This window comes from Paenirhizobium selenitireducens ATCC BAA-1503, from assembly GCF_000518785.1.
In the GTDB taxonomy this organism is placed as follows: domain Bacteria; phylum Pseudomonadota; class Alphaproteobacteria; order Rhizobiales; family Rhizobiaceae; genus Allorhizobium; species Allorhizobium selenitireducens.
The window spans coordinates 97,273-119,509 of the sequence record NZ_JAEG01000001.1 but is presented as its reverse complement, the minus strand read 5'-3'; the positions used below and the strand labels follow the sequence as shown (position 1 = coordinate 119,509).

Here is a 22,237-nt window from a genome sequence, read left to right as displayed (position 1 = left end):
TGGAGCGTCGCGGGTACCCCCCTCTGCCCTGCCGGGCATCTCCCCCTCAAGGGGGGAGATTGGAAGATGGCAACCCTCGCCGAACGTTCCATCATCGAGTGAGCGTTCCAATAACCGACAAACGCGGGAAGTCCAGCCACCGTCGTTGCGGATACCGCATGCCGATCTCCCCCCTTGAGGGGGAGATGGCCGGCAGGCCAGAGGGGGGTGAACCGCGCGCTCATACTCTCATTCAAACCTCAAGCCGCCTTCTCGACCGCTTCGACTACCGCGCCGAAATCCCAGTCGTGCAGGCCGATGACGACGAAGCGGGTTTCGCGCTTTTCGCCGGAGGCCCAGGGGCGGTCGAAATAGGTGTCGATGCGGGAACCGACGGCCTGGATGACGAGGCGCATCGGCTTGCCCGGCACGTCGATGAAACCCTTGAGACGCAGCACGTCATGGGCTTCGATTACGCCCTTCAGCCGATCGACAAAGCCGGACGGATCGGCGATCGGACCGAGCTTCATGACGAAGCTTTCGAATTCGTCGTGATCGTGGTGATGGTCGTGATCCTCGCCGCTCTCGTGCAGCGCCTCGTGCTCCATCTCATGGTGCGACTTGCGGTTCTCGATGTCGTCTTCGGTGCGAGCCCCGATGCCGAGCAGCACCAGCGCCGGCACGTCGCCGTTCTTCGCCTCGATCAGCGTCGGCTTGCGGTGGATGCGCTCGGCCACTTCGGCCCGCACCCGGGCGATGCTCTCGGCGTCGAGCAGGTCGGTCTTGTTGAGGATGATGAGGTCGGCGCAGGTCAGCTGGTCCTCGAACAGTTCCTCCAGCGGGCTGTCGTGGTCGAGGCCTTCGTCAGCCACGCGCGCCGCATCCACCTTGTCGTGATCGTCGGCAAAGCGGCCGGCGGCCACCGCTGCGCTGTCGACCACGGTGATGACACCGTCGACGGTGACGCGGGTGCGGATGTCCGGCCAGTTGAAGGCGGCGACCAGCGGCTGGGGAAGCGCCAGGCCCGAGGTCTCGATGACGATGTGGTCGGGCTTCACGTCGCGCTCCAGCAGGCGCTGCATGGTCGGGATGAAATCGTCGGCGACGGTGCAGCAGATGCAGCCATTGGTCAGCTCGATGATGTCGTCCTCGGTGCAGTTGTCGGCGCCGCAGCCCTTCAGCACGTCGCCGTCGACGCCGAGATCACCGAACTCGTTGATGATCAGCGCGATCTTCTTGCCGCCGGCATTCATCAGCATGTTGCGGATGATGGTGGTCTTGCCGGCGCCGAGGAAGCCGGTGATGACGGTCGCGGGGATCTTCTGTTGCAGCATGGTCAACCCTTCATTTTCAGCGGCAAGCCGGCCGCGACAAAATAGACTTCCGCGGCACGCGCCGCGATCAGTTGATGGAGCCGGCCGGCATGGTCGCGGAATTCGCGCGCCATGCGGTTTTCCGGCACGATGCCCAGCCCGACCTCGTTCGACACCAGGATCACCCTCGCCTTGAGCTGCGGGAGAAACGCGGCGAGTTCAGCCGAGCGGGCCGCAACGTCATGGTTTTCCAGCATCAGATTGGTGACCCAGAGCGTCAGGCAGTCGACCAGCACGACACGCGACGGATCATCGATCCGCCGGAGCTGGCCGAGCAGATCGACCGGCTCCTCATGGGTCGTCCAGCCATCGCCGCGATCGGTGCGGTGCCTGGCTATCCTGTCGCGCATTTCCTCGTCGAAGGCGCGACCGGTCGCGACATAATGGCGGTCAGCCGCGCAGTCGACGGCAAGACCCTCGGCAAAGCGCGACTTGCCCGAGCGGGCGCCGCCGAGAACGAGAATGGAAGAGGATGGGCCGGCCATGGCTCAACGCCCGCCGGCGAGAACGGGGGCAAAGCCGCAGCACCCGTGCAGGCGAAAGCGCGCACCGCGGAACGCAGGCGCTGGTCGACCGCTCACGGCGGAGCGGCCTTCGCGGGACAGGATCGCACGATGTGCGCATTCACGGAATCCGGAGATCCCGTTCGTCGATAGTGTCGCCACGACAACCTCCGTGCTGGCAACAAGGGGAGCCTCCCCTTTGCAAGGTGTGGGCTTGATGCCCGGCACGGTTGGCAGGTCTCCTGGCTCGCGGGTCGTGGTGCCAAAGATGCACCGGCGGATCTTCCTTGCCTTCCCGGAGGTGGATGCGGCGCGAAAGGGAGGACGATTCGTAGATGATAGAGGCGTCCGGCCCCGGCTGATCGCGCAGCCCTCCAGTGGCTTTTCCGGCTGAACCCTGCTTCGGACCGTCCGCACCCTGCGAACCGCCATCCGTCACCGAGGCCCTTGCCGGACGGAAGACCCTCGCCGCTCTACAGTCGCGGGGTCGGCTGCGATTGGCGGTCCCGGTCTGGATCCCCGCCGTCGCATTCCCTTTTGCTTCCCGGGCCGAAAATGGCCGGCCCGGAAACCATCCGTAGTCTCTGGAATAGGTGGAAGCCGTATCCGAGTCAATCGAGGTCCAGGAACGACTCAGGGCTTCGGCGCGGCGCAATCCTTGTCCTTGGCGGGATCGCAGGGGATGTTCGGTGCCGTGCCGCCGAGCTTGACCGCACCGCTTGCGCCTTCCTCGACATTCGTCTTGATCGCCTCGGCGGGCGGTGCGGCCGGGGCCGGAGGCGTTTCAGCCGCGGGCTCGGCAGCCGTTGCGGCCGCAGGCTCCGCAATGGCCGGCGCCCCTGACTCCGGCGCGGTCTTCAGTCTGGTGGACTGTGCGCGCGGCGGCCGGACGACCTTGCGCAGCGACGGCGAGGCCAACGAGAAGGCGAAGCGCACGCGGCTGGCGATTTCTTCGGCCAGGCTCTCTTCTGCCATCATCGGATCGTCGGTTGGATTGTTGACCAGGAAGCTGCCCGTTGCGACCGGGTCGCCCGTTTCCACCGAGGCGGCGGTCACGGTAAAGCGCGCCGTCTGCAAATGGCGCCGCGCGTTGAAGCCGTAGCCGAGCTTTTCGATCCGCACGAGAACGACCACCCGTTCGGCCCCGGCCGGCGGCCGGGTTGCGGTGATCGCGGCGGACACACGCCGATCGACGCCGGCGATGATCCGGGTCGGAACGGTCGCATCGGCGATCACGGTGACGTCGCGCACATGATAGCTGAGCGGCCGGGTAATGGGCCGGCCGTTGGTGAGACTGCAGGAGGCCAGTGCGCCGAACAACAACAGCGCGAAGCCAAGCTTGAAGAAGCGCGCAAACATGAGCAACCCCGGACGGATGATTCTATTCCGCCAGAGAGTCCCACCTTTATGGTTAGCGGACCGTTAATCCTTAGCGCGCAGTGCCTCGAGCATGGCCGAGGCCGCGGCAATTTCGGCAAAGCGCTTGGCGCGCCGCGCCTCCGCCTCCACATCCACGCCCCAGTGCTCGTCGGTCCAGTCCTCGTCGAGATGCGCGAGCGCCCAGACCTCTTCAAGCGTGAGATGGCGGTCGCGAAGGGCCAGCATCAGCATGGCCGAGCCGGTGATGGTCGTGACCACATGCAGGCACGACAAGGCGAGCGGCGAGCGCTCGGCCTGAAGTGCCGTGGCGAAGGCGGCGACGGCCTCGGCCGGCTGCTCCTGGTGGATGACGCCTTCGGCCAGGATGAAACGGGCGGAATGGGTTGCGGCCAGCCAGGACAGCACCGGGTCCCAGCGCTCGCGCTGGCGCTCTACCAGTTCCTGCGGACCGTCGGCGCGGTAGCACAAGAGGTCGCTGCCGCTGTAGCGCACGATGTCCTCGAACACCGCCTCGGCTTGGTCGGCCACGGCATCGACCGCGGTATTGGCAAGCCGCGTCGCCGGCATGGTCTCGGGATTGATGATCTCCACCTGGGCGCGCCATTCGGCGGCAACCAGTTCCGCAGCCGCACGGGTCGGAAGCGCCAGGAGCTTTTTGCCCGGCGTCTTGACGGGGCGCCCGTCGAGCTTCACGGCAAAGGCCTCACCCTCCGGCACGACCGTCACCTCGGTATAGAACCGCTTGGCCTGCGGCTTCTTCATCTGGATCTGCGCCCGGCGCACCGGATCGGCATCGCTCTGCTCGGGGACGAAAACGCTCAACTCGTCGCGCATCGGAAAAACCTCAGTGAATGTAGTTCAGAATGTCGGCCGGGCGATCGACCACCGCGTCGGCACCGGCGGCCCACAATTGCTCGACGCTGGCATAACCCCAGGATACGCCGATGGCGGTCGCACCGGCGGCCTTGGCCATCTGCATGTCGTAGACCGCATCGCCGATGACGACGGTTTCGGCCGGCACGAAGCCCGCCTGGTCGCAACACTCCGTGACCATGGCCGGGTGCGGCTTGGACGGGCAATCGTCGGCCGTGCGGGAAACGAAGAAATGGGAGGCGAAGCCGTGGGTTTCAAGCACCATGTCGAGACCGCGGCGCGACTTGCCGGTGACGGCGCCGATCAACACGTCGTCGCGGGCAGAAAGGGCGGCGATCAGTTCGGCGATGCCGGGGAAAAGCGGTTCATGGAAACCGAGTTCGCCGCGGACGCCGAGGAAGATGTCCTTGTAGTGGGCCATCATCGCCACGGCTTCCGGGTCGGCATGCGGCTTTCCGTCGATGCGGGCGATCGCGATGTCGAGGGTGAGCCCGATGATCGCCTTGGTGGCCGCGACCGTCGGCTCGGCCTTGCCGAAGTGGCGGAAGGTCCGCACCATCACCTCGTGGATCAGGGCGACGCTGTCGACGAGCGTGCCGTCGCAATCGAACAGGACGAGTTTCATTCTGCCTCGCCGTCGCCGTCCGCCTGGTCGAAGCCCAGCAGGTTCCACGTCTGCACCATATGGGGGGACAGCGGCGCGGTGACCTTCAGGCGCCCGCCGTTCGGATGCGGGATGTCGATGCGACGTGCATGCAGATGCAGGCGCTTCTGGACGCCGCCGGGGAAATCCCAGTTGTGGTCGTCGATGAAATATTTCGGATCGCCGATGATCGGATGGCCGATATGCAGCGCGTGGATGCGCAACTGGTGGGTACGGCCGGTATAGGGTTCCATTTCCAGCCAGGCGAGGTTCTGCGCGGCGGTATCGATGACGCGGTAGTAGGAAACTGCGTGATCGGCACCGTCCTCGCCGTGCCGGGCGACGCGCATCCGGTCGCCTTCGTCGGTCTGGTCCTTGACCAGCCAGGTGGAGATCTTGTCCTCGTGCTTGCGCGGCACGCCCTTGACCAGCGCCCAGTAGGTCTTGTGGGTATCGCGTTCGCGGAAGGCGGCCGTGAGCTTCTGGGCCGCACCGCGCGTGCGGGCAACCACCAGCACGCCGGAGGTGTCGCGGTCGAGCCGGTGCACGAGACGCGGCTTCTCGCCCTTCTTGCTGGTCCAGGCCTCGAGCATCTTGTCGATATGGCGTGTCAGGCCCGAACCACCCTGCACGGCAAGCCCGGCCGGCTTGTTGAGCACGAACACCTTCTCGTCCTCATGCAAAAGCATGCGCGACAGAAGCTCGCCATCCTCGGAATGCTTCAGGTCGTGCGAGCCGATCGGCCCGGCCTTGATCTTCAGGTCCACGTCCAGCGGCGGGATGCGCACCACCTGCCCCGGCTGCACGCGGGCGTCGGTCTTCACGCGGCCGCCATCGACACGCACCTGGCCGGAGCGCAGCAGTTTCTGCAACTGGCCGAAGCCGAGGCCGGGGAAATGCACCTTGAACCAACGGTCCAGACGCATGCCTGCCTCGTCGGCTTCCACGGTGATATGTTCGATGCCTGCCATAGCCAATCTTTCGGTCACTGCTGCGGAAAAGCCCGCAGATCTCGTCTTAAGCAGGGCTTTAGAGCATTTCGACCGAAGATGGAAACAGGAAAACCAGTCAGAGCAGCGAACGCATCAGACCGATGCCGGCGATCGCGGCGGCAATCGACGCACCGATGCTGAGCGCGAGGTAGGTCGCCGCGGCAAAGGAGGCGCCCCGCTCGAACAGGGTGACGGCGTCAAGCGCAAAGGCGGAGAAGGTGGTGAAGCCGCCGAGAAAACCGGTGATCAGCAGAAGCCGCAACTCGGCCGAGGCGCCGAAACGGACGACGATCAGTTCGCCCAGAATGCCGATGGCGAACGAGCCGGCGACATTGACGGCGAGCGTGCCCCAGGGGAAGGACGGCCCCATCAACCGGAGCGCGCCGACACCGACCAGATAGCGGCAAACCGAACCGACGGCGCCCCCAAGGGCCACGAGCAGTATCTGGAGCATGCGACCTCACGTGCAGCCGAGGCTCTAGAGCCGGCAAGAGAGAAACCCGCCGATCAGGACCGGCGGGCGGTTTCGCTCAGGCCTTGGCGGCCGCGATGAATTCCTTGGTGAAGCTGTCGAGCGCCGCCCAGTCGGTGAATTCGTAGACCTGGTTGACGTCGGTCGGGGCACCCTCGCGCGCGGCGAGGCGCTTGGCCATCCAACGCTTGAAGAAGTCGTATTCCGTGTAGCGAAGCGCGCCGGCCGCGTGGTGAACCATGCCCGGCGTCCAGCCCGTCTGCGCCATCAGGGCGTCGGGGAAATGCATCGCCTCCTCGCGCTCTTCGGCGAATTCGCTGCGAATGAACAGCGACACCGAAACGAAGGCGCTCGGCACGGACTTCAGCCAGTCGCGCTCGCGCTCGACGAAGTCGACGAAGGGGGCCGGGTAGCGTCCGGCATGGATCGGCGCGCAAAGGATCACGGCCTGCGGGTGATCGACGCCGTATTCCGCACCGGTCAGGACGTTGACCAGCACGGCGCGGTCCCCGCCCTTTTCGATCTGGGCGGCGACCGTCTCGGCGATCTTCTTGGATTGGCCCTCGATGCTCACATAACCCACGAGAATAATCATGCTTTCCTCCCCTCCTCCCACCCTTCGCCTGACCGGCGCCGGGGGCCTAAATGTTGTCTGCCAGAACAATTGCGAAGAACGCAAATTCAGCTGGAAAATGACAGATCGCACCGCAATTGCAAGCGGATCAGGGCCTTCCGAGGGCCCCTGCACGCAAATAATTCATCCTTGAACAATACGGATTTCCGCTATTAAGATTTTACTTAAATTGCACTTTTCGATTTAAAGAAGCGGAGATGCCGGTGGTGTAGTGTCGCCCAATTGATAAACCAGTTGGTGAAGCCAATGACACAGGTCGTCACAGTCTCGGCCACGACAGCCGCCTATGCAATGGAGAGCTCCAAGCCGCCACAGCGGACCTCGCGTAACGCCTTCGTCGAGGAGAGCACTCGCCTGCTTGCCGAGAAGGCCGCCACCAGCGAGGACTTCCAACTGAGGGCGCTCGTCAACATCGTCCAGCCGCCGGCGCTTGCCCTCTACTTCCTGACCGCAAGCCAGAAGCACCTGGCCCAGGCGAGCCTCAAGGAAACGCTCGAGGCCTACAAGAATTCGGCCGCCTGAGGCCAGATCGCACACATCCTCCCGGATGACATGAGGGCCACGGCGGAAATCCGCCGTGGCCCTTCGACAATGCACTGGGATCCGGGGCACTGGGATCCGGGCTTACTTGCCCTTGGCCGGACCAATCGGCAGAACGAGTTCGACGGTGCCGGCCTTTTCGAAGGTGAGGGTCACCGGCACCTGGCCGCCCTCGACAAACGGATCCTTCACATCCATGAACATCATGTGCAGACCACCCGGCTTCAGCTCCACGGTTGTGCCGGCCGGAACCGGAATGCCGTCCTTCAGCTGACGCATCTTCATGACGTCACCGACCATCGCCATTTCGTGAAGCTCGACGCGACCCGATGTCGGCGATTCGGCTGCGATCAGCACGTCGTCGGTTGCGCCGGCATTCTGGATGGTGACGAAACCACCGCCCACAGGCTGGCCCGGCAGCATGGCGCGGGTGAAGCCTGCAGTCAGTTCGAGGTCACCGACCTTGGCGGTTTCCATCGTGCCTGGATTGGCGCCGGCCATGCCGGACCCGTCCATCGCGCCATGCATCATCTGGCCGCCCTGAGCCATCATCATAGCATCGTGACCCTGGCCATGCATGGCCCCCTGCCCGTGCATGGCACCGTGGCCCATCGGCATGTCATCAACTGCGGCAAGCTGGAGCAGCGGCGCCGGGTGCTTGAGCGAATGGGGATCGACGCCGGGTGCGGCCACTTCGTCCCAGGCGACCTTGCCGTCCGTGCCGCACAACTGCGTCGTGACGAAAGCGAGCGCACCGCCGGCTTCCACGCCACTGACCTTCCCGTTGATCGTGAAGGTGTCATAGTTGTCGTCCGGCAGATTGCCGCCCTTCCAGCGGATCTCCACCGCCCCGGACTTCACCGCCGTGCCGTGGTTGTCATAGGTCTTCTGGTAGTCGCCCTTGATAATCTCGAGTTCCCAGCCCGGCTTCGGCATGGGCTTGGCGAAGACGAAACCTTCGGGCAGCTTGACCTGCACTTCGTTGGTGGCCTTGCCGTCGCAGCCGTGCGGCACCTGCAGGACCGCGGCGACATAGGATTCCGGCTTGGCCGGCGCATTGGCGAAACTCGCATGGGCATGAGCCGAACCGGCGACAAGGGCTGCAACGGCTGTGGTGGCGAGAGCGGAAATCATGGTCTTCATCTGTGGTCTCCTGTGCGGCCCTCCTCGTGGAGGATGCCGGCATGCGCCGGAAAAGGGCGCCATTTCTATCGATGGTCGAAGGAAATCAGGAAAGCTCGGGAGGAGCACGCGAGCGCGGGCGCTCGATCGACAGCACGTCCGGTCGTTCGGTGACGAAGACCGGATCGTTGGCGAGACCGGCGAACTGGCTGAGCAGCCAGGACTCGCCCGCCGGAGGCGGAAGAAGCGCCGTCGACGACAGCGCGCAGACTTCGCAATACTGACGGACCAGCGGATTCTTGGTCGCCGTGTCGCCGATGCACATGTCGGCAAAGGTACCGTCCGGCAACTGCAGCGACACTGTCGCATAGGCTGCGGCCATGACCTGTGGCGGCTTGTGGGCGAAGGCCAGCGACAGAAGGGCGAATGCGCATAGAATGCGCAGCAGACCGCCCCTCATCAACCGTGCCTTCGACATTGCATTCCTCCGAACGAGACGATTCCTTAGCGGCTTTCCGCCGGAATTCAAAGTCCTCGTATTGAATTGCGCCCCCTTGTTGCGGATTGGCGGCGACACGTCTTTGATCCGCCGCAAACAGCAGCAAGCCGGGCGGGCGCGCCGCGTGCCCAGACGAAAGACTGAAGCGTGAGCGACAAATATTTGTTCGCTGGCGACCTTTGCCTCTTGCCAAGCCACCACCCAGCCCGATAATTGCCGCATCCCTGCAGGGAGAAACCGGTTCACTCCGGTGCCGAAGGAGCAACCGCCCCGGAAACTCTCAGGCAAAAGGACCGCAGGGCGTCGACTGGAACTCTGGAGAGAAACCTTCCCGAAACGGAAGGGTGCGCCGAAGGGATAACAATCTCAGGCAAACGGACAGAGGGGGCTCATGACACCGGCACACCCGTGCCCAAGACCTTGAGCCGGCGCGCGAGCGCCCAGAACCGGAGGCGCCTTCTTGGACCATTCCGCCGAACTGCACAAAACTCCTCTTTTCGACCTTCACGTCGCGCTTGGCGCCCGCATGGTACCGTTCGCCGGCTACGACATGCCGGTGCAGTATCCGGCCGGCGTGTTGAAGGAACATCTCCACACCCGCGCCAAATGCGGCCTGTTCGACGTCTCGCACATGGGCCAGGTGGAACTGCGGGCAAAGTCCGGCGCCTATGAAGACGCGGCGCTCGCGCTCGAAAGCCTGGTGCCGGTCGACATTCTCGGCCTGAAGGAAGGCCGGCAGCGCTACGGCTTCTTCACCGACGAAAACGGCGGCATTCTCGACGACCTGATGTTCGCCAATCGCGGCGACCACCTGTTCGTCGTCGTCAACGCCGGCTGCAAGCAGGCTGACATCGCCCACATGAAGAAACACCTCTCCGACCGCGTCGACGTCACCTATCTGGACGACCGGGCACTTTTGGCGCTTCAGGGTCCGCAGTCGCAGGCCGTGCTGTCGAGCCTCGGCGGCGACGTCGCCGCGATGAAGTTCATGGACGTGCGCGACGTGACGCTCGACGGCGTCGCCTGCATCGTCTCGCGCTCCGGCTATTCCGGCGAGGATGGTTTTGAAATCTCGGTGCCGGCAGACAAGGCCGAAGCGATCGCCAAGGCGCTGCTCGCCCATCCGGACTGCGAGCCGATCGGGCTTGGTGCCCGCGATTCGCTGCGTCTCGAAGCGGGTCTCTGCCTCTATGGCAACGACATCGACACCACGACCTCGCCGATCGAGGCCGGCCTCGAATGGGCGATCCAGAAGGCGCGCCGCAGCGGCGGCGCCCGCGCCGGCGGCTTTCCCGGCGCCGATCGCATCCTGTCCGAACTGGAGAACGGCACAAGCCGCCGCCGCGTCGGCCTGAAACCCGAGGGCAAGGCACCGGTGCGCGGCCATGCCAAGCTCTATGCCGATGCCGAGGGCACGACGGAGCTCGGCGAAGTGACGTCCGGCGGCTTCGGCCCGAGCGTCGAGGGACCGGTCGCCATGGGCTATGTCGCCGCCTCCCATGCCGAGCCCGGCACGCAGATCTTTGCGGAAGTGCGCGGCAAATACCTGCCCGTCACCGTCGCCGCGATGCCCTTCGTCACCCCGACCTACAAACGGTAAGTCTGCCGATGAATGTGACCGGCTCGCCCCCCTCTGTCGCTTCGCGACATCTCCCCCTCAAGGGGGGAGATCGGGCGTTCTCGTTCAGCCATCAATACCGCGGCACAATCCCGCCCAGCCAGCTAGCTCCGACAGGGGAGCAGGACAGCGACACTCGTCGATCTCCCCCCTTGAGGGGGAGATGTCCGGCAGGACAGAGGGGGGTGCCACACACACGAAACGTAGCGATCCAATTTTCCAAGAGAGGAACATCACATGCTGAAATTCACCGCTGAACACGAATGGCTGAAGCTCGAGGGCGATGTCGCGACCGTCGGCATCACCACCCATGCCGCCGAGCAGCTGGGCGATCTGGTCTTCGTCGAACTGCCGGAAGTCGGCGCGACCTTCGACAAGGGCGCGGATGCCGCGACCGTCGAATCCGTCAAGGCCGCCTCGGAGGTCTACTGCCCGCTCGACGGCGAGATCACCGAGATCAACCAGGCGATCGTCGACGACCCGTCGCTGGTCAATTCCGATCCGCAGGGCGCCGGCTGGTTCTTCAAGCTGAAGCTGAAGACGGTTGCCGATGCCGACGCCCTTCTCGACGAAGCCACCTACAAAGAGCTGATCGCATGAGCACGCCGACCGAATTCCAGTTCACCGACTACCAGCCCTACGATTTCGCCAATCGCCGCCATATCGGCCCCTCGCCGGCCGAAATGGAGGAGATGCTGAAGATCGTCGGCTACAAGACCCTCGACGCGCTGATCGACGCCACCGTGCCCTCGTCCATCCGCCAGGCGGTCCCCCTCACCTGGGAGGCCGCCATGACCGAGCGCGAGGCGCTCGACAAGCTGCGCGAGACCGCAAACAAGAACAAAGCGCTCGTCTCGCTGATCGGCCAGGGCTATTACGGCACGATCACGCCGCCGGTCATCCAGCGCAACATCCTGGAAAACCCCGCCTGGTACACAGCCTATACGCCCTACCAGCCGGAGATTTCCCAAGGCCGCCTCGAAGCGCTGCTCAACTACCAGACCATGATCTGCGACCTGACCGGGCTCGACGTGGCGAACGCCTCGCTGCTCGACGAGGCGACCGCGGCCGCGGAAGCCATGGCGCTGGCCGAACGCGTGTCGAAGTCGAAGGCCAAGGCCTTCTTCGTCGACGAGGCCTGCCATCCGCAGACCATTGCCGTCATCCAGACGCGCGCCGAGCCGCTCGGCTGGCAGGTGATCGTCGGCAATCCGTTCACCGATCTCGACCCGGTCGACGTCTTTGGCGCGATCTTCCAGTATCCGGGCACGCATGGCCATATCCACGATTTCTCCGGCCTGATCGCGCGCCTGCACCAGACCGGCGCCATCGCCGCGGTCGCCGCCGACATCCTGGCGCTGACGTTGCTCAAGTCTCCCGGTGAGATGGGCGCCGACATCGCCATCGGTTCGACCCAGCGCTTCGGCGTTCCGGTCGGCTATGGCGGCCCGCACGCCGCCTATATGGCGGTCAAGGACGCCATCAAGCGCTCCATGCCCGGCCGTCTCGTCGGCGTCTCAGTCGATGCGCGCGGCAACCGCGCCTATCGCCTGTCACTGCAGACCCGCGAACAGCATATTCGCCGCGAAAAGGCGACGTCGAACATCTGCACCGCGCAGGTGCTGCTCGCCGTCATGGCGTCGATGTATGCTGTCTTCCACGGCCCCAAGGGCATCAAGGCGATCGCCCAGCAGGTGCACCAGAAGGCCGTCCTGACCGCCAAGGGGCTGGAAAAGCTCGGCTACGCGGTCGAGCCGGAAACCTTCTTCGACACCATCACCGTCGAAGTCGGCCACATGCAGGGCCTGATCCTGCGGGCAGCGGTCGCCGAAGGGGTCAACCTGCGCAAGATCGGCGAAACGCGGATCGGCATCAGCCTTGACGAACGCACCCGGCCGGCGACGCTCGAAGCCGTCTGGCGCGCGTTCGGCGGCAGCTTTGTCGTCGCGGATTTCGACACCGGCTATCGCCTGCCCAAGGATCTCTTACGCACCAGCGAATACCTGACGCATCCGATCTTCCACATGAACCGCGCCGAAAGCGAGATGACCCGCTATATCCGCCGGCTGTCCGACCGCGACCTCGCGCTCGACCGGGCGATGATCCCGCTCGGCTCCTGCACGATGAAGCTCAATGCGACGGCGGAAATGCTGCCGATCACCTGGCCCGAGTTCTCCGAGATCCATCCCTTCGCCCCGGCCGACCAGGCACTCGGCTACAAGGAAATGATCGACGATCTGTCGGAAAAGCTCTGCTCGGTGACCGGCTATGACGCGATTTCCATGCAGCCGAACTCGGGCGCGCAGGGGGAATATGCGGGCCTGCTGACGATCCGCAACTACCACCTGTCGCGCGGCAATACGCACCGCACGATCTGCCTCATCCCGACCTCGGCGCACGGCACCAACCCGGCCTCCGCCCAGATGGCCGGCATGACTGTCGTGCCGGTCAAAGCCCGCGACAACGGCGACGTCGATCTCGACGACTTCCGCGCCAAGGCCGAGCAGTATGCCGACACGCTGTCGTGCTGCATGGTCACCTACCCCTCGACGCACGGCGTGTTCGAGGAAACGGTGCGGGAGATCTGCGAGATCACCCACGCCCATGGCGGCCAGGTCTATCTCGACGGCGCCAACATGAACGCCATGGTCGGCCTTGCCCGCCCCGGCGACATCGGCTCCGACGTCTCCCACCTCAACCTGCACAAGACCTTCTGCATTCCGCATGGCGGCGGCGGTCCGGGCATGGGCCCGATCGGCGTCAAGGCGCATCTGGCGACCTTCCTGCCGGGCCATGTCGCGACCGACGGCCGTCCCGGCGCGGTGTCGGCGGCGCCCTACGGTTCGCCGTCGATCCTGCCGATCAGCTGGTCCTACTGCCTGATGATGGGTGGCGAAGGGCTTACCCAGGCGACCAAGGTGGCGATCCTCAACGCCAACTACATCGCAGCAAGGCTGACCGGCGCCTATGAGGTGCTCTACAAGTCCGAGGCCGGCCGCGTGGCGCATGAGTGCATCATCGACACCCGGCCGCTCGCCGATAGCTCCGGCGTCACCGTCGACGACGTGGCGAAGCGCCTGATCGACTGCGGCTTCCATGCGCCGACCATGAGCTGGCCGGTTGCCGGCACGCTAATGATCGAGCCGACGGAATCGGAAACCAAGGCCGAAATCGACCGGTTCTGCGATGCCATGCTGGCGATCCGCGAGGAAGCCCGCGACATCGAGGAAGGCCGCATGGACAAGACCGACAACCCGTTGAAGAACGCCCCACACACCGTGGAGGACCTGGTCGGCGAGTGGACGCGTCCCTATACGCGCGAGCAGGCCTGCTTCCCGCCCGGCGCGTTTAGGGTCGACAAGTACTGGTCGTCGGTCAACCGCGTCGACAATGTCTACGGCGACCGCAATTTGGTGTGCACCTGCCCGCCGATGAGCGAATATGCGGAAGCCGCCGAATAGCGGCCTCGACTGCCCTCACATGCGACGAAAGCCCGCCCGCAAGGCGGGCTTTCTCGTTGTGGGTAGCGTGGCGGCAAATCGGCCATCGGAACCGCCCAGGCTCTCGCTCATGGCCCTCTGAAACGCAATCGGCGCCGGCATCGGCGCGGCACTCGGCGTGGCCGTCTTCGACAATATCGGCCTGGGCATCTCGGCGCGCATCCCGATCGGCATGGCGGGCTGGCTCGCCATGCCGCGAAGGTAGTCCTCAACGCCGCACTCGGCCGCCCCTAGATCTCAATGTAATTTTCCATTTCTTTATTTAGCTGGTTACCTAATTGCCTATTTCTGTGTCGTCTTTGGCTGGGCAAGATTCGGCCAAAGCGTATCAATTCGGAACAAGGCCTGGAGGACTGGACACGGTCCATGAACCTCGTCGCTTCAGGCTTCCCTAACAGGCGTCGCGTAAGGTGCTTCGATTGAACATGGGCATCGAGGCTGGACTATGGGAATTTCCGCGATCATGGGCATTGCTGTTTCCGGCATGCAGGCGCAGACGACGCGGCTTTCGGCCGCCGCCAACAATGTGGCGAATGCGCTGACGCCGGGCTATGACCGCGCCGTCACCTCGTTTTCGACACGCCCCACCGGCGGCGTCTCGGCCTCGGTCTCCCCTTCCGGCGAACCCACACTGCCCGACAGTTCCAATGTGGACCTGGCAACCGAGATGCTCGACGCGATTGGCGCCGAACTCTCGTTCAAGGCCAATGCCTCCGTGTTCGAGACCGGCGCAGACATGTGGGATGTGCTGATGAGCATCAAGCGGGATTGACGATTGCGGCTCAGGCTGGCCTGATCCGACCCCGCTCCACCTTGCTGAGGGCTGAAACGCAACCCTATCCCTTCTCCAGCACCAGCCGATAGCGCGGCACCTGCAGCGCGTCGAAGCCGATGACGACGATACGCCCTGCCCCCGTTAACACGGCATCGAGCGTGCCTGCCGCGTCCGGCCCGAGCACCGGTGCCGCCTCGACCGGCACGGCCGCCAGTTCCTCGGCTATGCTGTCTTTCGTGATCCAGTTACCCATGGTCTGCGGCGTCGCGTCGAGCCAGGCGGCGATGCGCGGCAGCAGATCGACCAGGTCAGGCGCGTGCGTCTCGCGCGGATAGAGGACGCCCGCGGCGTGCCGGAGAAAATCGCTTCCGGGCTCGGTCGTGTAGAAGCGCAGTGAATTCACGTCCGGTCGGTCGGCAATCGCGGCATAATCGGCCTCACCGATCTTCGCGACCGGCCTCATTCCGAGATCGGCGATGGTCTCCGCCGGGCCGCCCCACAGGCGCGCCTGCTTGGCCGGCGAGAGCGCGCCGACATAGTCGTACATGCCGACCGCCTCGCCGGTGCCGTCGAGATCGGCGTGGGCGGCCTCCGGATAAAGGCTGAAGGCGCCGTCGGCGCGGACGAAATAGTGCTCGAACCGGACCCTGACGAAATCCAGCATCAGGGCACGGGCCTGCTCCCTCTCCGCAGCCGGGGCCTTCTTCCACAGGTAGCGCGTGAGAAAGCGGAAGCCGCGGTCCTTGGTCAGGATCCAGCGATGCAGTTCGTCGAGCCGCGTCGGGATGGGTTCGGCAAGCTGTTCGAGCGAAGAGGCGAAGATCCGGTCGACGTATCGCAACGGGAATTGCGCAAGGAGGTCATTGCCCTCGTTGTCGACGAACATCTTGATGACCTTGCCGCTGTCGCCGACGTCGCCGCCGCCCAATACCTTGCCGCTTGCCCGATCGACCGGGCCCCACAGGCCTGTGTCCGGATCCTGGTGGTCGTAGAACCACTGGTGGAAGGCAAGCTTCATGTCGTCCCGGAAGCCGTAGACATGCAGCCGCTCGTCCTGTTCCATGAGGTCGCGCAGCTCGATCAGGCTGACATAAGGTGCCTTGAACCGCGCTCCGATCCAGCCGACCGAACCCGCGTCGTCCATCATGCGCGTCAGTTTGGCCGGCGTATCGATCTCGTCCAGGAACCGCAGGGGATATTTCAGGTGGAACGGCCTTCCAGCATCCACCGAAAGCTCCTCGATCAACTTGATCATATTGGCGGTGACGCCGAAATAGCTGACCAACGGATCGCCCTCGGCGGAATAGAAGGCGCCGGTCCGCGGGTTCTGCAGGTTCAGATAGAAATCCAGCTTCTCGTCCGCATTGGCAAACTGCGGGATTCTGACAAGGCCTTCGCGGGTGGTCATCTTGCGGTGAATCGCGTCGAGTCGTGAAAGCGCCAGCCAATAGCTTCCGTGGTCCAGGTGATAGGCGATGCCCAGCATCTGGAACTCGAATTCGGAGAGATAATAGCCCTCGCTCTTCAGGCTTTCGTTGGCCTTGAAGACGCCGCTGATCTTCGACGCGGTCGAAGCGACGACAAGACCGATGACGATCATGGCGAGCGCCGCAACGGATGCGATCGCATAACCGATCTTCTTCTTGGTGCTCATACCATCGCCCCCATCAGCCCACATCCGGCACCCCGGCCTGCCGTCACTATGACGTGCGTCGGACCGACGCGGCAATGTCAATCGTCAAGGCCGAGGACGAACATGGCCATGGGGCCGGACAGCTCACGCGACCAGCGCCCTCACCCCCATCACGATTGCGACCAGGCCGAAGCCGATCAGCACGACGCCGGATATCCGCGACACCCAGAGGGCGAAGCTCTCCGGCAGGCGGTGATGCAGCAGCGCGACCGTGCCGCTGAGGAATATCCACCAGAGCATGGAGCCGGCGAAGACGCCGGCGACGAGCGCGGCCGCCGACCAGCCGTCGCCCTGCGATGCGAGGCCAAGCCCGGCGAAGATCGCGGCAAAGGACAGGATGGTCGCCGGGTTGGTGATGGTCAGCAGGAAGGTCGCGCCGGTGGTGCTCAGCAGGTCGCGCGCGCCGACCCTGGCGGCAGTGGCCGGCGGCTTCGGTTGAAAGCTCTTCCAGCCGAGCCAGAGCAGGAAGGCGCCGCCAAAGAGTTGCAGCGGCAAGGAGATCGTGTCGAGCAGAACGGCGAAGGCGGCAAATCCGGCGGCGGCCATCAGCGCATAGGCGCCGTCGGCGAGCGCGGTGCCAAGACCGCCGGCGACGCCGGCCCAGAAGCCGCGCTCCAAGGTGCGGGAAATGCAGAGCGCACCGATCGGCCCGAGCGGGGCGGCAATGGCGAGCCCGAGCAGGATGCCCTTTCCGAACAGAAGCAGGCTCATCCTTCAGTCCTCCGCAGGCGTGAAGCCGCGCTCGACGGCGGTCGATAGCGCGATCATGGTTTCGCTGCGGGCGAGGAAGCGCCGCGCCTTCAGGTCTCCGAGGAAGGCCTCGACGCCGGCCAGATCGGCCAAGCGCACCTTGAGCAGATAGGACCAACCTCCCGTCACGTGATGGCATTCCGCAACGGAAGGATGCGCCGAGACGAAGGCCTTGAAGGCCTCCTCCCCGGCATCGTAGTCGAGCCCGACGAGGACGAAGGCGGTGACGGCAAGGCCGAGCGCTGCGTGATCGGCGTCGACGGTAAAGCGCTTGATCGCGCCCGAGGCGGTCAGCCGGCGGATGCGTTCATTGACAGCCGATGGCGACAGACCCACGGCCTCACCGATATCGGCAAGCGAGCGGCGGGCGTCTTCGGCGAGCAAAGCGGTGATTTTCTTGTCGATCGTATCCATTGCCGCAATATATGCGGCCAAATGGCATTTTCAAGATATTATTCTGTTTCTCAATCGATTTCCGTAAATTCACCCGGCCACGAACAACTCTGACGCAAAAAATGCGGCGGATGGGTCTCACGCCGCGACAAGGCGGGGTCGCCCACCTCAATTGACGAGCGGCTTGCGGGCAGCGACCTGGAAATACTCCTCGCCCGCAATGAGGCTATCCGGATGGAGCACGTCGCCGTTTGCGCCGATGAGGATAACGGGCGTCTCGAAGCCTGCAGCCTGCAACTGCCGGTCAATCTGCGCCGGGGTCGTCGCATAGACCATGATGCCGAAATCATGGGCGCTGTGCAGCAGGCTGACATGCTCGCCGTCGCGCCGCTCCAGTCGGGAATAGCGCATCCGGCGGATCCGAGCGCTGATATAGCCGTAGCCGTAGCGCGCAAGCCGCAGGGCGAGCCTGAGCGGATTGGCCGTCCACAGTACCCGGGCCGAATAGGAAAGCCCTTGACGAAAACCTTGCCAGTCGCGGTGAAAGGTGGAGAACAGGAAAACGCCTCCGGGGGCCAGCACACGCGCGACCGAGGTAAGGACTGCGATCCGGCCGGCGCCGTCGACCGAGTCTATCCCGTTGAAACTGAACACGACGAGATCGAAGCTTGCGTCGGCAAGCGCGGACAGGTCGCGCGCATCCATCAGTTGGAAGTGTTTGTCCGGATGATTGGCGGCGGCGAGCGCGATCATCTCCGGGGTGTAGTCGATACCGAGATAGCTCGACGCCATATCCTCAAGCAGATCGGTGGTGCGCCCCGCCCCGACGCCGATGTCGAGAACCCGGCCACCCGTGAGCATGGAACGCGCCCGATCAAAGGCGGCGCGCTCGCCGGGATTGAGAAAGCCGCTGAGGCGGCGGTACTCGCGCAATGACAGGGGTTTGCGCCAAGTGGCGCGATTGATCCGCTCCATATCGGTCATGACAGGCAGCCCATGCAGGGCGCGGGCATCATGTCCGCGCATCACCGGCACGGACGGTACAGAACTACGGTCGAGGCGGGAATGGGCCCGCAGCACCACGAAAAGCGCGCCGTGGTTAATCGGGACGCCACCGCCACTCGTCAGCCGTGGACGGTTTCCTTGTCACGTTCCTTGGCCAGCAGCGCCAGATCGGCGGCCTTCAGTTCGACCGATTCGCCGCAGCCGCAGGCCGAAGTCTGGTTGGGGTTCGAGAAGGTGAAGCCAGAGCGCAGCGTGGTCGTCTCGAAATCCATCTGCGTGCCGAGCAGGTAGAGCACGGCCGAGGGTTCGACCCAGACGCTTGCGCCGTCGCGCTCGATCAGGTCGTCCCTGGGGTTCGGCTCGGTCACCAGGTCGATGGTATATTCCATCCCGGCGCAGCCGCCCTTCTTGATGCCGACGCGAATGCCCTTGGCGTCCGGTCCGGAATTGCCGACGATCGCGCGGACGCGGGCGGCTGCCGCATCCGTCATGGTCATCACCTGAAAGCCCATTTCGTTCTCCTGTCACGACCGGGTTCAAGGCCCGGCGCTTCGAGTCATGCAAATGTAGTGGCCGTCTTGCCTTCTATCAATACCAGCCGATGGCGACCTGGGCTTCTTCCGACATGCGGTCCGGCGTCCACGGCGGATCGAAGGTCATCTCGACCTCGACGCCGGAGACACCTTCCACGGCGCTGACGGCGTTCTCCACCCAACCCGGCATCTCGCCGGCCACCGGGCAGCCGGGCGCCGTCAGCGTCATCATGATCTTGACCATGCGGTCGTCATCGATGTCGATCTTGTAGATCAACCCGAGTTCGAAGATGTCGGCCGGGATTTCCGGGTCGTAGACCGTCTTCAGCGCGGCGATGATGTCGTCGCTGAGGCGTGCCACTTCGTCGGCCGGAATGGCGGTATGGACGATCCCTTCGCGGACGTCCGGCTTCTGTTCGCTTTCGTTGACGCTCATCGACGTTTCCTTACGCGAAGAAGGTGCGGGCATGGTCGAGCGCATCTGCAAGCGCATCGACTTCCGCACGGGTGTTGTAGAGACCGAAGGAGGCCCGGCAGGTCGAGGTGACTCCGAAACGGGCAAGCAACGGCTGGGCGCAATGGGTACCGGCACGCACGGCGACGCCGCGACGGTCGATCAGCATCGACACGTCATGGGCATGGATGCCGCCGAGTTCGAAGGAGAAGATCGCCCCCTTGCCCGGCGCATTGCCGATGATCCGCAGCGAATTGATCGCCGAGAGCCGTTCATGGGCATAGGCGCGCAGGCTTTCCTCGTGGGCGGCGATCGCCTCGCGACCGAGGCCCTCGATATAGTCGAGCGCATAGCCCAGACCGATCGCCTGGACGATCGGCGGCGTGCCGGCTTCGAAGCGGTGCGGCGGGTCGTTATAAGTGACGGTGTCCTCGGTGACCTCGACGATCATCTCGCCGCCGCCCATGAAGGGCTGCATGTCTTTCAAGCGGTTCATCTTGCCGTAGAGCACGCCGATGCCCGACGGGCCGTAGAGCTTGTGGCCGGTGATCGCATACCAGTCGCAATCGAGATCCTGGACATCGACCGGCATGTGCACTGCGCCCTGGGACCCGTCGACCATGACCGGAATGCCGCGCGCATGGGCGATGCGGCAGACGTCCTTGATCGGCACGACCGTGCCGAGTGCGTTGGACATATGCGTGATGGCGACGAGCTTGGTGCGCTCGGTCAGGCATTTCTCGAAGGCTTCGAGGTCGAAGGCGCCGTCGTCGGTGACCGGCGCCCAGACGAGCTTGGCGCCCTTGCGCTCGCGCAGGAAATGCCAGGGCACGATGTTGGAATGGTGCTCCATGATCGACAGGACGATCTCGTCGCCCTCGCCGATATGGGTCATGCCCCAGCCATAGGCGACCGTGTTGATCGCCTCGGTCGAGGACTTGGTGAAGACCAGTTCGTCCACCGAGCCGGCATTGAGGAAACGGCGCACCTTTTCGCGCGCGCCCTCATAGGCGTCCGTCGCGGCATTCGACAGGAAGTGCAGGCCGCGATGCACGTTGGCATATTCGTTCGAATAGGCGTGGCTGATGGCATCGATCACCTGGCGCGGCTTCTGCGCAGAGGCGGCGTTGTCGAGATAGACGAGCGGCTTGCCATAGACTTCGCGCGACAGGATGGGGAAGTCGCGACGCACCGCCGCGACGTCATAACCGACCTGTGCGGGGAGATGATCAGCCATGATTGTCCAGCCAGTCGGTGATGATCCCTTCCAGCGCCTCGACCAGCGCCTCGTCTTCCAGCTCCTCGACCACCTCCGCCACGAAGGCGTTGATCAGCAGGCCGCGCGCCTTCTTCTGCGGAATGCCACGGGCCATCAGATAGTAGAGGTGGTTGTGGTCGATGTCGGTGACCGTCGCGCCATGGGCGCACTGCACGTCGTCGGCAAAAATCTCGAGTTCGGGCTTCACCGAAAACTCGCCGTCGTCCGACATCAGCAGCGTGTTGCAGGCCATGCGGGCATCGGTCTTCTGGGCGTCGGGCGCGACCCTGATCATGCCCTGGAACACCCCCTTGGCGCGATCGAACACCACGCTGCGGACGATCTCCGTCGACGTGGTGTTCGGCACGTCGTGACCGAGCGTCATGGTCACGTCGGTATGGGTCTCGCCACCGAGCAGATTGACGGCGCGAAGCTTGAAGTCCGAGCCTTCGCCCGCCGTGCGCAGGTGAACTTCCTGGCGCACCAGCTTGCCGCCGGCATTGACGACGAACAGGCGGAACTGCGCACGGGCGCCGAGTTCGACCTTGATCTGGCCGAGATGGGTGTCGTCCGGGCCTTCGGTCTGGAGAATGATCCAGGTGACGTCCGCGCCGTCGTCGATCTTCAGATCGGCAACGCTGGAGACGAGGGCCGCCCCTGCCCCGTTCGACAGATGGCGCTCGATCACCACCGCGCGGCTGTCCTTGCCGAAACGGCTGGGAAACCGGACATGTACCGGGCCGCTGGCGTGAACGCTCTGCAATTCGATCGGCGCCTCGATGCTGGCGCCGTCTTCGACGCGAAGCTCGATGCCGTCGCTGACGAAGCTGCCGTTCAGCCGGCCGATCGCATCGTCGCCGTCGCGGGCGAAAAGCCGGCCGGCAGCCGAACCGTCGGTCAGGCTGTCGCGATAGGCGGTTGCCTGGACGCCGTCCGGCATCGGACCAAGCTCGGCCCTGCCCTGCACGAGGGACAGTACCGTGGCGCCCGCAACGACCGGTTCCACCGCCGTGGCGGTTGCGGAAGGGTCGATGGCCGGAAAGCCGCGCATCAATGCCTTGAGATCGGTATAGTGCCAGGCCTCGATGCGGCGGGTCGGCAGGCCGGCCCGCTTCAGTTCGTCGAACAGGCGGTCGCGGGCGACGAGAACGTCGCCATCGCCGGGCAACCCGCCGATCTGGCTCGTATAGGCCTCGATCAGCTGGGTTTCGGCAACCGTCAGCCGGTTGGCAGCTTGCAATGTCATCG

General features: G+C 64.6%; 23 protein-coding genes and 3 riboswitches. Of the genes, 5 read left to right on the top strand and 18 right to left on the bottom strand.

The genetic code is table 11. The features are described 5' to 3' along the window. Positions 1–239 precede the first annotated feature (239 nt). From cobW to L867_RS0100600, 8 genes are all read right to left on the bottom strand, one after another. Positions 240–1,313 (bottom strand): cobalamin biosynthesis protein CobW, encoded by a 1,074-nt coding sequence (gene cobW / locus L867_RS0100635; RefSeq protein ID WP_028735086.1) that lies wholly within the window; start codon positions 1,311–1,313, stop codon positions 240–242. Between the two features lie 2 nt (positions 1,314–1,315). Continuing rightward, complete coding sequence (cobU, locus tag L867_RS0100630) at positions 1,316–1,837, bottom strand: bifunctional adenosylcobinamide kinase/adenosylcobinamide-phosphate guanylyltransferase (protein ID WP_028735085.1); 522 nt, start codon at positions 1,835–1,837, stop codon at positions 1,316–1,318. Positions 1,838–2,070: 233 nt separating this feature from the next. After that, positions 2,071–2,446: riboswitch (cobalamin riboswitch) on the bottom strand. Positions 2,447–2,488: 42 nt separating this feature from the next. Further along, complete coding sequence (locus tag L867_RS26275) at positions 2,489–3,214, bottom strand: hypothetical protein (RefSeq protein WP_028735084.1); 726 nt, start codon at positions 3,212–3,214, stop codon at positions 2,489–2,491. Positions 3,215–3,277: 63 nt separating this feature from the next. Next, positions 3,278–4,069: an ATP12 family chaperone protein gene (locus L867_RS0100620; protein ID WP_028735083.1), complete on the bottom strand. Its 792-nt coding sequence runs from the start codon at positions 4,067–4,069 to the stop codon at positions 3,278–3,280. Between the two features lie 10 nt (positions 4,070–4,079). Then, positions 4,080–4,733 (bottom strand): HAD-IA family hydrolase, encoded by a 654-nt coding sequence (locus tag L867_RS0100615; RefSeq protein WP_028735082.1) that lies wholly within the window; start codon positions 4,731–4,733, stop codon positions 4,080–4,082. Further along, entirely contained in the window at positions 4,730–5,722 is a 993-nt protein-coding gene (locus L867_RS0100610; RefSeq protein ID WP_028735081.1) for an RluA family pseudouridine synthase, read from the bottom strand. Before L867_RS0100610 ends, L867_RS0100615 begins: the two co-directional genes overlap by 4 nt. Before the next feature lie 97 nt (positions 5,723–5,819). Further along, a complete protein-coding gene (crcB, locus tag L867_RS0100605; protein WP_028735080.1) occupies positions 5,820–6,197 on the bottom strand; it encodes a fluoride efflux transporter CrcB in 378 nt (125 codons plus the stop codon). 76 nt (positions 6,198–6,273) lie between these two features. After that, complete coding sequence (locus L867_RS0100600; RefSeq protein ID WP_028735079.1) at positions 6,274–6,810, bottom strand: flavodoxin domain-containing protein; 537 nt, start codon at positions 6,808–6,810, stop codon at positions 6,274–6,276. A 285-nt stretch (positions 6,811–7,095) separates the two neighbouring features. On the opposite strand from L867_RS0100600, the gene L867_RS0100595 reads away from it, so the two are divergent. Beyond that, positions 7,096–7,371 (top strand): hypothetical protein, encoded by a 276-nt coding sequence (locus L867_RS0100595; protein ID WP_028735078.1) that lies wholly within the window; start codon positions 7,096–7,098, stop codon positions 7,369–7,371. A gap of 102 nt (positions 7,372–7,473) precedes the next feature. Here the strand turns inward: L867_RS0100595 and L867_RS0100590 are convergent, their stop codons facing one another. Continuing rightward, a complete protein-coding gene (locus tag L867_RS0100590; protein ID WP_028735077.1) occupies positions 7,474–8,532 on the bottom strand; it encodes a copper chaperone PCu(A)C in 1,059 nt (352 codons plus the stop codon). Between the two features lie 85 nt (positions 8,533–8,617). Next, complete coding sequence (locus tag L867_RS0100585; RefSeq protein ID WP_028735076.1) at positions 8,618–8,989, bottom strand: hypothetical protein; 372 nt, start codon at positions 8,987–8,989, stop codon at positions 8,618–8,620. Positions 8,990–9,227: 238 nt separating this feature from the next. Continuing rightward, positions 9,228–9,316, top strand: a riboswitch (glycine riboswitch). Positions 9,317–9,318: 2 nt separating this feature from the next. Then, a riboswitch (glycine riboswitch) is annotated at positions 9,319–9,402 on the top strand. Between the two features lie 68 nt (positions 9,403–9,470). Between L867_RS0100585 and gcvT the strand changes: the two genes are divergently transcribed. The 4 genes from gcvT (at position 9,471) to L867_RS0100560 (ending at position 14,900) form a co-directional block, all read left to right on the top strand. Then, the gene (gene gcvT / locus L867_RS0100580; protein ID WP_028735075.1) at positions 9,471–10,610 is read left to right on the top strand and encodes a glycine cleavage system aminomethyltransferase GcvT; all 1,140 of its coding nucleotides are present in this window, start codon (positions 9,471–9,473) and stop codon (positions 10,608–10,610) included. A 255-nt stretch (positions 10,611–10,865) separates the two neighbouring features. Beyond that, on the top strand, positions 10,866–11,228 hold the full coding sequence (gene gcvH / locus L867_RS0100575; protein ID WP_028735074.1) for a glycine cleavage system protein GcvH: 363 nt from the start codon (positions 10,866–10,868) through the stop codon (positions 11,226–11,228). After that, positions 11,225–14,089 (top strand): aminomethyl-transferring glycine dehydrogenase, encoded by a 2,865-nt coding sequence (gene gcvP, locus L867_RS0100570; protein WP_028735073.1) that lies wholly within the window; start codon positions 11,225–11,227, stop codon positions 14,087–14,089. Before gcvH ends, gcvP begins: the two co-directional genes overlap by 4 nt. A 484-nt stretch (positions 14,090–14,573) precedes the next feature. Beyond that, positions 14,574–14,900 carry a flagellar basal body protein gene (locus L867_RS0100560; protein ID WP_028735071.1) on the top strand — a complete coding sequence of 109 codons (327 nt, stop codon included), beginning with the start codon at positions 14,574–14,576 and terminating at the stop codon, positions 14,898–14,900. Positions 14,901–14,964: 64 nt separating this feature from the next. On the opposite strand, the gene L867_RS0100555 is transcribed toward L867_RS0100560, so the two are convergent. From L867_RS0100555 to sufD, 8 genes are all read right to left on the bottom strand, one after another. Then, positions 14,965–16,557 carry a hypothetical protein gene (locus L867_RS0100555; RefSeq protein ID WP_028735070.1) on the bottom strand — a complete coding sequence of 531 codons (1,593 nt, stop codon included), beginning with the start codon at positions 16,555–16,557 and terminating at the stop codon, positions 14,965–14,967. A 123-nt stretch (positions 16,558–16,680) separates the two neighbouring features. Further along, positions 16,681–17,307, bottom strand: a complete 627-nt coding sequence (locus tag L867_RS0100550) for a LysE family translocator (RefSeq protein WP_028735069.1) — start codon at positions 17,305–17,307, stop codon at positions 16,681–16,683. Positions 17,308–17,310: 3 nt separating this feature from the next. After that, a complete protein-coding gene (locus L867_RS0100545; protein ID WP_028735068.1) occupies positions 17,311–17,760 on the bottom strand; it encodes an Lrp/AsnC family transcriptional regulator in 450 nt (149 codons plus the stop codon). A gap of 147 nt (positions 17,761–17,907) precedes the next feature. Further along, on the bottom strand, positions 17,908–18,765 hold the full coding sequence (locus tag L867_RS0100540) for a class I SAM-dependent methyltransferase (protein WP_232363874.1): 858 nt from the start codon (positions 18,763–18,765) through the stop codon (positions 17,908–17,910). 98 nt (positions 18,766–18,863) lie between these two features. Then, positions 18,864–19,256, bottom strand: a complete 393-nt coding sequence (sufA, locus tag L867_RS0100535) for a Fe-S cluster assembly scaffold SufA (protein WP_028735066.1) — start codon at positions 19,254–19,256, stop codon at positions 18,864–18,866. Positions 19,257–19,332: 76 nt separating this feature from the next. Next, entirely contained in the window at positions 19,333–19,713 is a 381-nt protein-coding gene (locus tag L867_RS0100530) for an SUF system Fe-S cluster assembly protein (RefSeq protein WP_028735065.1), read from the bottom strand. A gap of 10 nt (positions 19,714–19,723) precedes the next feature. Continuing rightward, complete coding sequence (locus L867_RS0100525; RefSeq protein WP_028735064.1) at positions 19,724–20,968, bottom strand: cysteine desulfurase; 1,245 nt, start codon at positions 20,966–20,968, stop codon at positions 19,724–19,726. Further along, on the bottom strand, positions 20,961–22,235 hold the full coding sequence (gene sufD / locus L867_RS0100520) for a Fe-S cluster assembly protein SufD (RefSeq protein ID WP_028735063.1): 1,275 nt from the start codon (positions 22,233–22,235) through the stop codon (positions 20,961–20,963). The genes L867_RS0100525 and sufD overlap by 8 nt, the downstream gene beginning before the upstream one ends. Positions 22,236–22,237 lie beyond the last annotated feature (2 nt).